This is a genomic window from Clostridium sp. KNHs216 (genome assembly GCF_006714885.1).
Taxonomy (GTDB): Bacteria; Bacillota; Clostridia; order Oscillospirales; family Acutalibacteraceae; genus Caproiciproducens.
On record NZ_VFMF01000001.1, the window covers coordinates 3557570 to 3572509 of the forward strand.

15 protein-coding genes are annotated in these 14940 nt (G+C 50.9%); 3 read left to right on the forward strand and 12 right to left on the reverse strand.

Translation table 11 applies throughout. The annotated features are described in order from the left end of the window. Positions 1-67 precede the first annotated feature (67 nt). From LY85_RS17050 to LY85_RS17085, 8 genes are all read right to left on the reverse strand, one after another. Complete coding sequence (locus LY85_RS17050; RefSeq protein ID WP_141827614.1) at positions 68-886, reverse strand: hypothetical protein; 819 nt, start codon at positions 884-886, stop codon at positions 68-70. A gap of 98 nt (positions 887-984) precedes the next feature. Further along, positions 985-1632, reverse strand: a complete 648-nt coding sequence (locus tag LY85_RS17055; protein WP_185741264.1) for a TasA family protein — start codon at positions 1630-1632, stop codon at positions 985-987. A 117-nt stretch (positions 1633-1749) separates the two neighbouring features. After that, the gene (locus tag LY85_RS17060; protein ID WP_141827616.1) at positions 1750-2892 is read right to left on the reverse strand and encodes a TasA family protein; all 1143 of its coding nucleotides are present in this window, start codon (positions 2890-2892) and stop codon (positions 1750-1752) included. Positions 2893-2948: 56 nt separating this feature from the next. Beyond that, complete coding sequence (locus tag LY85_RS17065; RefSeq protein ID WP_141827617.1) at positions 2949-3584, reverse strand: SipW-dependent-type signal peptide-containing protein; 636 nt, start codon at positions 3582-3584, stop codon at positions 2949-2951. After that, positions 3581-4240, reverse strand: a complete 660-nt coding sequence (locus LY85_RS17070; RefSeq protein WP_141827618.1) for a signal peptidase I — start codon at positions 4238-4240, stop codon at positions 3581-3583. The genes LY85_RS17065 and LY85_RS17070 overlap by 4 nt, the downstream gene beginning before the upstream one ends. A 27-nt stretch (positions 4241-4267) precedes the next feature. Then, the gene (locus LY85_RS17075) at positions 4268-4774 is read right to left on the reverse strand and encodes a hypothetical protein (protein WP_141827619.1); all 507 of its coding nucleotides are present in this window, start codon (positions 4772-4774) and stop codon (positions 4268-4270) included. A gap of 30 nt (positions 4775-4804) precedes the next feature. Next, positions 4805-5083 carry a hypothetical protein gene (locus tag LY85_RS17080; protein ID WP_141827620.1) on the reverse strand — a complete coding sequence of 93 codons (279 nt, stop codon included), beginning with the start codon at positions 5081-5083 and terminating at the stop codon, positions 4805-4807. A gap of 214 nt (positions 5084-5297) precedes the next feature. Next, on the reverse strand, positions 5298-6536 hold the full coding sequence (locus LY85_RS17085) for a BTAD domain-containing putative transcriptional regulator (RefSeq protein WP_185741265.1): 1239 nt from the start codon (positions 6534-6536) through the stop codon (positions 5298-5300). A 354-nt stretch (positions 6537-6890) separates the two neighbouring features. On the opposite strand from LY85_RS17085, the gene LY85_RS17090 reads away from it, so the two are divergent. Next, entirely contained in the window at positions 6891-7619 is a 729-nt protein-coding gene (locus LY85_RS17090) for a LytTR family DNA-binding domain-containing protein (protein WP_141827622.1), read from the forward strand. A gap of 83 nt (positions 7620-7702) precedes the next feature. Here the strand turns inward: LY85_RS17090 and LY85_RS17095 are convergent, their stop codons facing one another. From LY85_RS17095 to LY85_RS17105, 3 genes are all read right to left on the reverse strand, one after another. Then, positions 7703-8566, reverse strand: coding sequence for a patatin-like phospholipase family protein (locus tag LY85_RS17095; protein ID WP_141827623.1), 864 nt, complete (start codon positions 8564-8566; stop codon positions 7703-7705). 585 nt (positions 8567-9151) lie between these two features. Next, complete coding sequence (locus tag LY85_RS17100) at positions 9152-9340, reverse strand: hypothetical protein (protein WP_141827624.1); 189 nt, start codon at positions 9338-9340, stop codon at positions 9152-9154. A gap of 27 nt (positions 9341-9367) precedes the next feature. Then, a complete protein-coding gene (locus tag LY85_RS17105; RefSeq protein WP_038323224.1) occupies positions 9368-9562 on the reverse strand; it encodes a hypothetical protein in 195 nt (64 codons plus the stop codon). A 217-nt stretch (positions 9563-9779) separates the two neighbouring features. Between LY85_RS17105 and LY85_RS17110 the strand changes: the two genes are divergently transcribed. Then, complete coding sequence (locus tag LY85_RS17110; protein ID WP_141827625.1) at positions 9780-11114, forward strand: DEAD/DEAH box helicase; 1335 nt, start codon at positions 9780-9782, stop codon at positions 11112-11114. Positions 11115-11199: 85 nt separating this feature from the next. Here LY85_RS17110 and LY85_RS17115 read toward each other — a convergent pair whose 3' ends face one another. Then, positions 11200-11523, reverse strand: coding sequence for a helix-turn-helix transcriptional regulator (locus tag LY85_RS17115; RefSeq protein WP_038323226.1), 324 nt, complete (start codon positions 11521-11523; stop codon positions 11200-11202). Positions 11524-11760: 237 nt separating this feature from the next. Here LY85_RS17115 and LY85_RS19440 point away from each other — a divergent pair, with 237 nt between their 5' ends. Then, positions 11761-14862, forward strand: coding sequence for an Ig-like domain-containing protein (locus tag LY85_RS19440; protein ID WP_141827626.1), 3102 nt, complete (start codon positions 11761-11763; stop codon positions 14860-14862). Positions 14863-14940 lie beyond the last annotated feature (78 nt).

Consider the following 14940-nt stretch of genomic DNA (forward strand, 5'->3'; position numbering starts at 1 on the left):
CCCTTCCCAGCCGAAGGCGGGGGAAGGGATACAAACACATTTGCATAATCATCTGGAAATGCTGTCATTAAGAGTGTTTGTGATGATCGGATGGGATATTTTGGCTTTGCCACCGTTTCCTCAGGGAAAGGATTGCGCAGATTGCGATCATCCCCGCCACCGCTCCGACAATGGCTATCGGTCTGATGGATCGTTCTCCGGTAGCAGGGCTGGCCTTTGGAACGGTTTCCTGTGCCACGGTGACCGTTTCTTCAGAGGTTGTTCCGGCTGTCGGGACACTTTCCGCTCCGATGATCTCCGTAGGCGTAGTGACGTTGGCCGCCGCTGCGCCGCCGCCACCGCCACCGCCGCCGCCTCCACCGCTGCTTGCGGTCGTATAGGTGGTGGTGAAGACCCATTTTACCTGCATGGAAGCGCCCTGATACTGGTTTCCGATTCCCTGACCGGGCAGGTCGATGTTAAAGTCCAGTGTCTTGCTCGCGCCCGGACTCATTTCGCCCACCAGAACGGAATCGTCGTCTGCCGTGCGGAAGAGTTTTCCCTGTGTCAGATAAGTGCCGCCGTCTTTGACGGTCAGCGTCATTCCGTCCGCCAAAGAACCGCCGTTCGGCGCGGATTCCGCTTCGATCAGCATTTTCATGTATACGGTCAGCGTATACCGGCCGGTATTTTTCAGCTGCAGACGGGAGGACTTTGTGTCGCCGGGGTTCAGGTTGCCGACGTCGGCCGCCGGGTCCGGGGCGGTAATGCTCAGACCGCTGCTCTGGCCGTCGTTCTGGTACCCCGTGGCAAGACTCTGCGCCTGCGCTTGAACCATCCCGGGGACAAGGAGGGCGGCAACCAGAAGCGCCGTGAAAAATTTTACTGTTTTTGAAGCTTTCAGCATGGTCGGTTTCCCTCCTTTTCCCATACCTTGCCGGTACGATTTTTTAAAGTGACGTTCGTTGGAGTTTGCTTAGTTCTCAATCCGTTAACGTTAAATGGTTACGCAACCGGTGTGGTTGAGGAGGTTGCCGCGGGGACGGGAGTCGTTGTCCAGGCCGCGCCGTTGGTTGCCTGAATGACTTCGACGGAAGAGGGGCCCATATTTAAGATCATACCCTGATAGGCGTTTGTCGTAAGGTCGCCGTCGAACAGGCCGGTAAACGCGAAGGAAATGGTTCTTTCTGTTTCACTGCCAGCGGGGAAGCTGGTGCCGTCGTCCTGTGTTCCGGGGATAACGCCCGCCGGGAAGCTACCAATTGTTCCGGTATAATAGAGGTAGCCGTCACTGTGTTTTTCCCAATTTGCGGGGAGTGTTACTTTTACATTATTGGTGGACAAGTCGGTCGGCTCTTCGCCGTTCAGCCAGGAGATTTCCGGAACCTTGATTCTGAGCTTTACGGGTTTTGTTCCCGTGTTGATAATGGTCAGGCTTCCGTTGAACTCGTCGCCGGGGTTGATATTGTTTCTGGCGAATCCTTCAATGGTAAGGTCTTTGGAAGAGTCGCTGAGTGTAACCGTACCTGCCTGGAACGTAGCGCCCTCGACTACCTTAGAATCTGTGAACCACGCCATGGTGGAGCCGCCGACCAATGCCACGGTCAGCCCGACTGCGAGGACACTCGTTAAAACTTTTGTCTTGAAATTCATTTTTCTTTCCTCCATACATATAAAATAATTTTTTAAGATTACCGTATTATCCGCGGGGATCTGTTTCCGCGTCTGTGCCCGATTTTTCAATGAAGCGACAGACGTTATGAAATGTATTTAATCTTCAGAGGTACCGTTGTACGTATCAAAATTATCCCAATCCCAGCCGTCGCTGTGTGAATGCTGAATCGCCTGGAAGGTGGGGGTCAGAACATACTTTGCATTTTGATACTCATTGTCGGCATTTCCGCTGAGTGTAACCTCCAGATCGAGCACGGCGATCGTATCGGTCGCGCTTGGAGATTCGCCGCCGTTGACACCCTTCAGTCCGCTTTTATCATTGCTGGAGCAATAGTAAAAATCGCCCTTTTTCGTCCAGCCTTTTGGATTATTGATGGAGATCATATCAGGATGGGCGAGATCATCATTTTCCTTCCACTCGCTGCCTTGCAGTGTCTCCCAGTGGCCTTCCAGCTTTACGCGCACATTAATGTCCTTGGTTCCGGAATTGGTCACGTAGAACGCAAGCTTGTTGATGTCGCCCGGGTTCCAGTTGGCTTCGTCGATAATGTTTCTGCCGCAGATGTAGTCAATGTCAAAGCCGTCTTCGCTTCGGTTTTCTTTTCCGTTCGACAATGTTTTCTGAGTGGTGTCCACCAGTTTGACATAGTGAGCCGTATCGATCGGGTTAGGCACCATGCTCTTATGGTAGTCACCTTTTGGGTTTGTTTGATTGGAAACCGTTCCCGCATAAGTCCAGTCGTTATTGTCTTCGCTTACATAAACCTTGGCTGTTTCAACATAGTCTGTCGCGCTGCCTCCCCAGGTACCCTCTATTACCAGTACATCGCCCTTCAGGAGCGGTTTGTCATCATCAAACCGAACGACGATCTCCCCGCCGTAGCCCATGCAGTAAATCTCGGTTTCATCCTGCTCTTGCGCTTTTGTCAAAACTTTATTCGGATTATTTCGTTTGGTATTGTTTGGTGACGGAAGATTCTTTCCGTTTTTGTCGGTTCCCCTTAGTACACTGGAGACACTCGTTGGTGCCACGTCCTCGTAGTAAAGGGGTTTGCCCGATTCATCGGTATCCTCCACTACGGACTGGCCCGCCTGGATTTCCACCGTGCCCGCGGTAAATTTGGAGGCTGCTACTTCCTTTTTGTCGGTAAACCAAGCCATGGTCCCGCCGCCGACCAGGGCGACGGCCGTTACGACCCCGACGATTCCCGTCAGAAGTTTCATTGTTGATTTTGTCATTCAATAATCCACCCCTCTAGTATTTTGTCTAACTTTGTGGAATTTGTTTTTCCTCATTATTCATCTGAGGCCTCGTCCGTGTCCATCGTGGAGTAGACCGCGTGCTCCGTCGTCTGCGTGGCCGTGACATCCAGATTCAGTCTCAGTTTATAATTTTGCGGGAGAAGTCCGCCGCCCTTTACCTGAAATTTCAGTTGAAAAACGGCTTCGCCTTTGGGCTTCAAAATAAGATTGGCCGGTTCCTTGTCTGTGGTTACGTAAGAGTAGACCGATTTTTCAAGCGACCATCCTTCGACCGATTCGGGATCTATTTGCGGCGGTGGACACAGGGGCGGCAAAGGCAGACAGGATTTTCTGTCCCATTTCTGGGAAAGCTTCGCCTGCAGAGTGACCGGCGTGCTGCCCGTGTTCCGAATGGTCCAGGTGGCGTAATACTCGCTGTCCCCGCCCCAACAGTCGGGCAGGCACTCCGTCTGATAATCGGACAGTCCGGCGTCCATAGCGTCTTTGTAGCAGCCGCCTTTTTTTGTGCTGCCGGATTCTGTCTTTATGATCTTAATCGCCGCGTTGCCGGTGGTGATTTCAGCCTGGGGAGCCTGTGTGTCGGTGAAGTAGGAGGAGGTGGCCCCGCCCAACAGTCCGACCGTCAGAATGATAAGGAGAACGCTGATAAAAACAGATTTTCTGATCATCGTTCCTCCTTTCCAACGGCTTGCGCGAGAATTTCCTGCGAGTTGCTTTCTTCCTTTGCCTGCTTTTTAGAATTCAAATAAGATTGATATAAACTGCGGCATTCGAAGAAAAGCAGCAGCGCTCCGGGAACGATAATCAGCAGCAGCAACCCGTTTCCGGTCTGGGCGAAATTCATGAAATAACCCAGATAGGGGAGGGTGAAACTGACTCGGCCAATCAGGTTTTCTCCCGATATGGGGTCGGGGTCGTTGGCATGGTTTGCGTCGCCTTTGGTCAGAAATTCCAAGCCGTTTGACTTTTGGTTGATTCCAACTACCCTGTGCGTTGTCATTTGATCGCTTCCCGCGAAACCCTTGAAGGTAATAATATCGCCCTTTTTGATCTCCGCGGCATCCACCGGTTTGACAAAGGCAACACTGCCGGTGTCAAACTGAGGGGACATACTGCCGCTGAGCACAACCAGCATATAATGACCCGCAATCTTCGGCGCGCCGCCGGTCATTTTGCTGCGCACCATGAAGAACAGCATAAAAGCGATCAGGACCATCAGTAAGGCAAAAAATACATTTCCGACTGTTTTGAGTATTTTCCGTACTATTTTACGGGGGTCCTTTTGGGGCTCCGATATTTCGATCGATACTGTTTCCGTCTCCATAATTACCTCCCGGGCATATGCCTGTTTTTAAGATTCTGTTCCGTTCTGAACGGGATCCCCGGTTTCCGGAGTGCTGCCGGGGACATGTGAGTTTGTATTCTCCGCATCCGGTTTTTCCGCATCCCCGTCATGCGGCGGGGTGCTCTGTGTTTCGGAAGACTCTGTTTTGGACTGAGGAGCCGTACTTTCCACGGCACTCTCCGCTGTGCTTGGGGCTGAGCTTTGGGCAGCAGCACTTTCGGTTTTGCTTTCCGGTGCGCCGGATTCGGTAATCACCGAAGTTCCTCCCCTGAGCTGAGCGTCCGGTACGGCCGCATCATTGGCGAATAATCCTCCTACGGTCATTTCGAAATCAATCGATGAGCTTGCCGTGGCGGTGAAATAGGCGCCTGTGTGCATCCGGGGGACTGTATAAAACAGGAAGCCCGCGCAGACGAGAACCAGCAAAAGGGCTTTTCCTATTCTGCCGGCAACCGCATGATCCGGCTTCTGTGTTTTTTGCCGATCGCTCCATGAATGTCCTGCTCTGCGCATTCGCGCTTCCTCCTCCACTGTTTTGTCATTTTACCCGATGATCTTCTTGCTGGGATAGCCCTCTTTCCGGCTGCCGCCCCAGGAATCCCACGATCTTAACTGCGCCAGTTCCCCGCGGCTTTGACAGATGCCGGTTTCAAGCAGATGAAACAGCTCCAGGCTGCTCCGAAACGGAACATATTTATCTTCTTCCAGCCAGCGGATATAGCCCTGTATGCTGTAATGGTCGGAACGCACCACTTTGATTAAAAAAGTGGGGGAAGTGTCGGAAGCCGTTCGCACCACACTCTTCCCTGAACAAGCTTTCATGATATTGTCCTCCGTATTCTCTCTGCTTTTGTGATTTGTCCCCATTATAGCAGGCGCCAATTTCATTATGAGGTTATATGGATTTCATTTTCCGCACACAGGAATTTATTTCCAATTATCTTTCAGGCACAGTTCGATTACAGCAATAAAAAAACACCCTGTAAAAGGATAAAATCCTCACAGGGTGTTCCTATTTGTCAAATAAAGCTGAATTTTATCGGTTGATTTGCTCCAGATAATGAGATGGTACATCGCTGAACGGTGTGAATTCCATCATGACTGTCAGGAAGCCTTTGCCGACCTGTTTTTCAAACCGCTTCTGGATTCTGGAGCCGACCAGAATCAGTCCTTCCTGCTTTGTGTCCGTCAGCAGCAGGATCATCTGGTACTGGTTCCACTGTGTAAAAACGTCTCCCCTGCGCAGGGAATCTTCCAGAATGCGCTTCAGGCCTTTGCAGGCTATCTCCATCCGGGCGGGGAAAAGATCGTTTCCCGCGCCGGAAATAGTCGCAAGACCGAGAAAGGTATTTCTGCTCCCGCGCATCCGGCGTCGTTCTTCAAGGTTATAGATAATACGGAAATACTCCAGATCGCAGTACAGCGCGCCGTCCGGATCGTCACACTGGGAGAAATTCCTGCTCAGGTCCGACAGATCGGCCCGGTGGACGTTTTGTTCCCCCGCGGTGATTCGCCGGTAGATGCTCTTCATGGCCGCGGAAGGTCTCACGGCGAGCTCCCGGGACATCCGCTCGGTAATATAATTGTAGTGGCTCAGCGCCACGCTGTATTGGTTCAGGGCCAGAAGGGCCTCCAGAAAGCAAAGATGCAAAGATTCTTCCAGCGGTTCATGGCAGACGGCCTGCTCGAAATACTCCACGATTTCGGAGTGGCGGCCCTGTCCCTTCAGCAGCGTAAAAAGCCGGAGCAGAGACTGTACATAAAGCCGGGAATAATGGGTGTGAAGGGGAAAGGTCCATTCACAGTTGGAAATTTCCGCCAGATAAGCACCCTGATACAGCCGGACTGCCCGCTCATAGTGGCCGATCGCCAGATTTGGGTCACTGTGCTGCTTTGCGTCGGCCTCACGTATTTCCTTCTCAAAAAGGTCCGTATCCACCGTACAGCCCTTTCCAAGGGTAAAAATGTAAAAGCCGCCCTCACAGACGAGGTTGAAAGGCGAAGAATCATTTCCGCTTTTCCCAAGCAGTTCTTCCTCCTGCAGCATCTGGCGCAGACGGAAAATCTGAGTCCGGAGAGTGTTTTTGGAATCGACAAGATCCGCGTCGTCCCATAGATTCTCCACGATACTGTCGGGAGAAAGGCGCTTTCCTCTGTTCGCTATAAAATATTTCAGCAGTTCCAGACTTTTGTGGGACCGCCTGCTTCCGGTAAAAAGAGACCTGCCGTCCTTCTGCAAGTCCCAGCCTCCCAAAGTAAATACTTCCACCGACATTTGATTTCCTCCATCCTTTGGCCACCTGCCCGATTGCATCCCTGCATCAGTGTCCGTTTTGAGGGCTGGAACCGGAGGAACCAGCCGAGAATATTCAAACAACAATATTCCAAAGAACAGTTTTTGTGACATTATAATTCCTTAACTTAATTTAAATCAATCATAATGGAAAATTTTTGAAATAACAAATATTTTTGCGCGAATGGTTGATTAAAAGCGTAAATGGTAAATTTTTACAAAATATTTTCAGCTATTTTTCCTATAGACGTCAATCTGACACAGTGATATGCTAAGAAAGAAAAAACCGCATTTTGCCGGAAAGGAATCCGGCTGTGCGAATCAGGGGGAAAGAGGATGGTTTACCATATTGCCGTCTGTGAAAACGACCCGAACTGCGCCGTGCAGCTGCAGAAAATGATGGAAGAAATCCTGGCCGGCCGGCGTATGGCCTTTTCCTGTGACAGATACACTGCCTGTGAACAGTTGGAGGCGGCGGTCATGAGCCCCGGGACGCAGCATCACATCCTTTTTCTGGATACCGTGCTGGATGGAAAGGACGGCGTGGCGTTTGCCGAAAAACTGCGGGATTCCGGTCTGCGTTCCCCGATCGTTTTTATCTCCTCCGACGAAAAGTCCGCTCTGGCCGCCTATGCCGCCGCGCCCGTTCATTATTTGCTCAGGCCCGTGCGAAAGCAGGAACTGCACACGGCGCTCTGCAGGGCGTTCCGGCAGTATGAAGATGGCTCCGTCTGTATCATAGAGACCGCCGGAAGGGGGATCACCGTACTGGCGGTTTGCGATATCTTTTACCTTGAGGTATTTAACAAAATGATTCTGGTGCATTGCAGAGACGGCGGCACTCTGACCGCCGCCGGGCCGCTGACCGATTTTTTCAGGCGTCTTCCGGCGGGACGTTTCTATGCCTGCCACCGCTGCTATGTCGTCAATTTTTCCTGCGTGAGACGTTTGCGCAGAAATGAATTCGTGCTCGAGGACGGCAGCGTGATTCCGGTTGCGCGCCGGAGATATCAGGATGCGCTGTGCGCGTGGAAAAACTATCTGGAAGAAGAAAAGATGATTTAAAAGAAGAGTTAGGAGTATAAGAAACGGTGCTCTCTTTTCGGAGAACACCGTTTCTTTTGCATAGACAGTCTTTGTTCCGGGGACTATTTGAATATTGCCTTGATTGCGGCCATACTCATCTGTGCCGCTTCGTATCCCGCGTCCATGCACTGCTCCATCTGCTCAAACGTCAGCAGTCCGGATTCCCTTGGCAGCTGAGGTTTCAGCAGCAATTTTTCCCCGTGGGAGCTCAGCTCCTTTAAACGGGTGCTCATAATGGACAGGGAATGCGTTGTAATGTCAATAATATTCATTCTGGCGGGTACCTCGTACTCTTTGGTGACGTCAACGGCCAAAACGTTGGATTCGCCCGCCGCGGTCAGAAGATCCACCGGAAGGGTGTTGGTTACGCCTCCGTCGACCAGGCACAGATCGCCGATCTGCTTGGGCCGGAAAACGGCGGGCACCGCCATGCTTGCGCGGATCGCCTGGCAGATGGGGATATCCGTTTTCCACGTTACCCCTTCTACGGCGTCGACATTCCGCAGGGAGCTTGTGTAGACAATGGTTTCACCCGAATTGATATCCACCGCCGGAATAATGGTTTTGATGTTTGCATCCATAATATTTTTGTTATCCGTCTGCGCACAAAGAAACTTTTCCAGACGGTTTCCCTTGAACAGTCCGGTAATGTCGATCTTATGGCGGAATAAAAGCTGCGGCACCGCCTTTAAAAGGTTTACAAAATCCGCATCACACAGGGACATCCCTGTTTTGGACAGATCCATCACCATTTGTTTCAGTGCCGGCGCATTCGTCCCTGTGGCGTAAAGCCCGGCCACGATAGCCCCGGCGCTGGTTCCTGCAATGGAGGAGGGACGCATCCCGGCTTCTTCCAGCGCAAGCAGGACCCCTACGTGAGCAGCCCCTTTTGTTCCTCCTCCTGAAAGTGCAAGCCCAAATGACATCTTTTTTCACCGACTCTCTAAAAATTCAGACCTTCCTGATAAAAGTATATTAGAGACTCGGCAAAACGGTTCGGGTTTCCGCCGGTTATCAGAGTTAAAAAGAGAGAAATTCAGTCTTTTTTCGCAAATCCCAGAGAGCATAAAACGGTCACGGCCGCACCGCAGGCGGTGATGACAATGCCCAAAACGAAGCCCGCTACAGACACACCTTTTTTCAACGATATCACCTCATCTGCGATTATACTCCAAACGGCGGGAGAAGGGAAGGGCGCAAAAGCAATGGCGCCCGCTGTCACAGCAGGCGCCACACGTTCGCGGTTACTTTAAGGAGGCAGAAATTACGGAATCAGAAACAGCCACGGCAGCGGCGCCAGCGCCATCTGCGCCGACGCCATCGCCAGCAAGAGTTGCAACACATTTTTAACCCTCAGCTCCTTTCGACGGCTCTGTCATATACTATGAAAACAGGAAACAGCTTGTCAATATGAAGTTAGGGAATGCCCGGCTATGAAAATACCGGAGGTATCCGATGAATTTCGGAAGGCCTCCGGTATGGGCTGTTTTTATCGTCTGCCTGTGATTTTCTCAGAACCGGGGCGTGCCGCCCGTTTTACCCGGCTCGGCTTCCCGGATCAGATTTTCGGCGATTTTTCGCAAATCCGCTTCCGAACGCAAGTCGGGGCTGGTCTGCTTGATGCTTTCCTGCACAAATTTCGGCAGCGAGAGAAAATATTGATTGTTTTCCAGATTTTTCGCAAATTCATGATCAGACATAATTTACCTCCGCAAGTTATCGGTGTTTTATAGCGTTTGAACGAATTCCCTGATGCTTTCCAGTTCCCCCGTCAGCGGTACGCCGATCACCTTTGACAGGGCCTGGTTTAGCTCTTCGTACTGATCGCCGGTGGTAATAATCCGCTCGGACTGGTGTTCCTTCAGCAATGCAATCCGGCGGTCTAGTTCGTTGATTACCGCCTTTTTGATGTCTTTGCTCATGAAAGCACTTCCCTTCGCGGTTAGTATGTGTTTTCGGGCGGAGAGTATGCGCGCCGTCCGGCATTGGACCGCATGAACGGAATACATTCCGGGGATCATTAGACTATTGGACAAAATTGTGCTATAATTTTAAAAAATTGAAAATATTGAAAATATAGAACATGGTTGAAAACAAAAAAGCGCCAGGTTATCTATAAATAATAAATTAGGAGTAAATATGGATTTTAAAGACCTTAACCTCAGCCGCAGAATTTTAGATGCACTTGAGAAAGAAAACTATGCCGTACCGACGCCCATTCAGGAGCAGGCAATTCCGCTTGTGCTCGCCGGCAGGGACCTTCTTGGGTGCGCACAGACCGGCACCGGCAAAACAGCGGCTTTTGCGGTGCCGATTTTGCAGCTTTTAAGCGGCCGCCCGGCAGACCCAAAAGAGCCGAGGAAAATTCGTTCCCTGGTTCTGACTCCCACAAGGGAGCTCGCCCTCCAGATTTATGAAAGCTTTCATTCCTACGGCCGCTACACGCGGCTGCATACCTGTGTGGTGTTCGGCGGCGTATCCCAGAAAATGCAGGTGGAAAAGCTCCGCCGCGGCGTGGACATTCTGGTTGCGACTCCCGGCAGGCTGAACGACCTGATGAATCAGGGATATATTCAGCTGAAAAATATCGAAATCCTCGTTCTGGATGAAGCCGACCGCATGCTCGATATGGGCTTTATCGCAGACGTAAAAAAAATCATTGCCAAAATTCCGCAGCAGCGGCAGACGCTTCTGTTTTCGGCGACCATGCCCAAAGAGATCGAAGAAATGGTCGACACCCTGTTGGTCGACCCGGCAAAGGTGGAAATTACGCCCCCGGCAACAACGGTCGACAGGATCGATCAGTCCCTGTATTTTGTGGACAAGGATAATAAACGGAAGCTTCTGGTCTCCCTTCTGGAGGATTCGTCCATCCGTTCCGCGCTGGTATTTACCAGAACGAAGCACGGCGCAGACAGGGTGGTAAGAGAGCTGGAAAAGGCCAACATCAACGCGCAGGCCATTCACGGGAACAAATCGCAGAATGCCCGCCAGACGGCGCTGAACAGCTTTAAAAACGGCAGCATCCGCGTGCTTGTGGCCACGGATATCGCCGCGAGGGGGATCGATATCGAGGAATTATCCTGCGTGTTCAACTACGACCTCCCCGAGGTCCCCGAGACCTATGTGCACCGTATCGGCCGGACCGGCCGGGCGGGATTGAGCGGTACGGCGGTTTCCTTCTGCTGCATCGACGAAAAGCCGGACCTGCGCAATATTCAGAAGCTGATCGGGAAAACCATTCCGGTGGTACAGGACAATCCCTACCCCATGCTGATTACCACCCCGACTCCGAAGTCGGAGCTGCGCCGCCGCCGTACCATGGCGCCCGGTGCCGAACCGAGAAAAAAGGTCTCCTCCAAAAAAGAGACAGCCGGAAAAAGCGGCTTTGCCGAAAGTTCGAAAGGCAAGCCGCCCGCTAAAAAATATACGGAGAAACCGAAATGGAAGAAAACGTATCCCCGTAAGGGATAGTGCTTGTCCTCTCCGGCTTCGACTCCGAAAAACGGCCCGAAATTTCCGGGCCGGTCAAAGGAGGCAGGATTTTTCCTGCCTCCTTTTATTTTTTGTGCTTTCGGTAAAAATACAGCATCTCAGCATACTCGTTCACTTGCTGCCGGTCTGCGGGATGCATAGACCGCAACGTATTGGATAACGCGCTAAAGCAGCCGCTTTCCGTTGGTACGCCCAAAAGATAATCTGCCGAGACATGATAAAAAATACAAATTTTGGCCAGTGTTTTATAATCCGGGCTGCGTTTATCCTGCTCATAATTTCCGTAAACAGATGCGGAAATCCCTAGTTTTTGAGCCACATCCGACTGCTTCAGATCCAAATCCGTCCGCAATGCTTTCAATTTTTCTCCAAAAGATGCCTCCTTCAATTTTTACACCATCCTAAATAATATTTGTGATATCAAATAGTATAAAAGTAAATGGGAAACACTCTTATTAGATTATGCGAAATGTTGTTTTTTATACTTGAATACTGCATATTGCAGTATTATAATAAAATTTGTGATTAGAAAAAACCCAAAAAATGGGACGTGCGTACGTCAGGTAGAAGGGAGGGAGACGGCTGTTTCCATAAATACGCAGAAAAAAAGAAAGAAGGAGAAAAAATGAAGATTCAGAAAAGGGCACTTTCCCTGGTTTTAGCGCTCAGCATGGTCGTCACGGTTTTTTCCGGTACCGCGGCGTTTGCCGACGAGAATGCCGACCAGACGTATGATTCCTGCTATGTGGATAGCGGAGAGGGAGACGGACACTACGGCAATTTGGAAGACGCCATTGAACATGTTAACGAAGGCGGCACGGTTTATCTGAACAAGGATGTCGAATCAGATAAACCCGTCATCATCACCAAATCCGTTACAATTGACGGAAATGAACATACCTTGTCCTTTACCGGGCTGGAAGACGTAGCCTCCACGGAGGATGACGGACTGATCTTTAAACAAACCGATACTGACATCAACGCTGAGGTCAAAGATTTGACCGTAGACGCGGGACTGAAAGACCCTGAAACATGGGTGGGAACGTACGCGATTCACGTTTACAATGCAACCGCCACGCTGGAAAACGTAACCGCCACAGGCGGTAACGGGGGCATTCTGGTAAACGGATCCGACGTTACATTGGAAGGTACCGTTGATGTGTCTGGCAACGGGTTCGGCGGAATCGAGGTTTCCAAAGGGCAGGGCCTGGAAAATGACCCGGAATTAAACGCCGACGGGGCTGAGATAATCAATACCACAGAAGCCTATTTGCTTCCGACTATCTGGGAGGACGGGGTAGAGGATACGGTAACTGCTTCGGACCTTATTAAAACGCAGGTAACGAAGGACGACAAAACAAAACAGACGCAGTATTACCTCAATGAGGAAAACGCTTTGTTTCCGCTTCCTATTGACAAAGACCATTTGGCAAACTTGACCCAAATCGGATGGCCGGATGAGCTGAAAATCGCCCTTGGAAATTTCGCGCTTCGGGCGGAAGTCTCTGGTTTCGAATCGGAGCCTACCGCGGACGGTTGGAAAACTTTCATTGAGAAAAATGCCAAACCCGAAGATGATAATGAAAACATTTTAGACTTACCTGTCACCTATACGCTTTCCATGGAGGATGCGGAGGATGCCGGTTTCACGCTGGCAGACGATGCCTCGATGAAAGTAACGATGCAGATCAGTAAGGACGGCAATATACTGACGGGCATTAAGAGCGTTAGCCTGAGCGGCATCACCCTTGAGAATTCAGACGTTGCAGAAAGAGACTTGGGGAATGCCGATGTTTCTATTATCACCAACTATGCAACGAAGAAGTATCCGTCAGGAAGAATCGCTACCTTTAAAGGGGTAGAGATCGGCACTCTTACTCGCACAGACAATACTCTGAGCAAAACACTGACATTGATGGACGGTTTTACAACAGAGCTTTCGGTCGAGGTGACGGAAGACACTACTCCGCCGGTAGAAGAGAAAACCATCACTTCCTTCGACGAGGTTGACCCTATAGAGGTTCCGTATGGCACCGAGAAAGCGAAGCTTAGCCTTCCGGAAACACTGACCGGACACTATCAGGACGGTGATACGGCGAAAGATGTAACAGTTCCCGTCACATGGACATGCGAAACCTACGACGGTAATACCGCAGGGGAGTATCCCTTTGTCCCGACAATCGATCTGCCGGAAGGCTATCAACTGGGCGAAGATGTTACTGCTCCGGAGGTCACGGTGTCCGTTTATCCAGAGGGAATCAAACCGGTAACAGGGATACTGCTGCCTACCCGGAGTCTTTACGTCGGCGCACTGGGCGCTACACGCCAGTGGAAAGCGACGTTTAAGCCTTCCGATGCCACAAACAAAAAAGTGACATGGGAAAGTTCCGACCCCACGGTTGCCACGATTGACGAAAATGGCCGGATGACCTATGTTGCATATGGGCAGACGACAATCACCGTCACCACTGAGGACGGCGGGTACACTGCTTCCTGCGAGGTAACCGTCCAGAGTCAGGAAGATTATGACAAGGAAGTAGAGGACGCTCAAAAATTGGTTGAAGCGCTTCCGAAAGCCTCCGACGCGGATGTTAACGATTCGGATACGGCGGATGCCATCAAAGACGCGGTGTCCAACGTTCAGCATTACGGCGAGGACGTTACGAAAAAACTGGATGCCGCCGCAGTTGAAAACCTGGAGTCCCTGCTTGCGAAGCTGACGGACGGCGTTGTCACAAAGACGGTATCTTTGGACAGTGAAAGCATTAAAGACAGCGGCAAAAAAATAACAGAGCAGCCGTCCGTATCCGGGCTGTTTCTCGCTTCCGGAATTACGGGAGACGAGAGGGAGGAAACCGCGGTCGAATTGGAGATGAAGCAGATTGTTCCCACGGCGGAGAACGCGCTTCTCGCGTTTGAACTGAACCTTTCCGTTGACGGAGAGGAAACGCACGATCTTGCCATCCCGGTGACCGTTACGTTTAAGCTTCCGGATTCTTTCACCTATAATTCTTCCAGAACCTATCAAATCCAGCACATAAATGAGGAAGAAGATATCAATGAGTTGTTGAACCTGACCTTTAACGGCAGATACGCTTCCTTTACGACGTCTTCTTTCTCGACCTTCACTTTGGTTTCAACTCCCAAAAATTCAGGCTCGGACCCTGATTCGAACCATCATCATTCCAGCTCGGGTTCCGGTTCCACCCCTTCCGCGACTCCATCCACTCCGAGTTTTATCAGCGACACAACGATGGATTTCAGCGTGAACGGTGCCTATCAGTTCAAGATTACCAGCACGAACGGCGCGGCTCCGTCCCTTATCGCCGGTACGGCAGGAGTCTTTGAAACACAGCTTGTCAGCACATCCGGCAGCGATTATTACTTTAAGCTGACAGCTGTCGGCAAGCCCGGCGAACAGACCGGAATTTATGTCAATGGTGTAAAGCTGCTGGTCGCTACTGTGGGAACCGCGGCTTCCTCCGTGAAGAGCGATACCACAAAGCCGATCAGGGTTTCCCAGGGAAAAACGTATGTTTTCAAACTGACGGCTGATGAAAAACCGGCCTTTGTTTCGGGAAATTCTCAGGTGTTTCAGGCGAAATTTGTCAAGCAATCCGGAAAGGATTATTTCTATCAGGTAACAGCGGTAGGAAAAGCCGGACAGTCGGCGGGATTCTATATCAATTCCGACAAAACGCCTGTTACGGTTGCTACTGTCGCTTAATCTGTTTCCACCGGCCCCGAAAGGGGAAAAAACAGGGACTGCCGCAAAACGCAAATTTTGTGGCAGTTCCTTCATTTT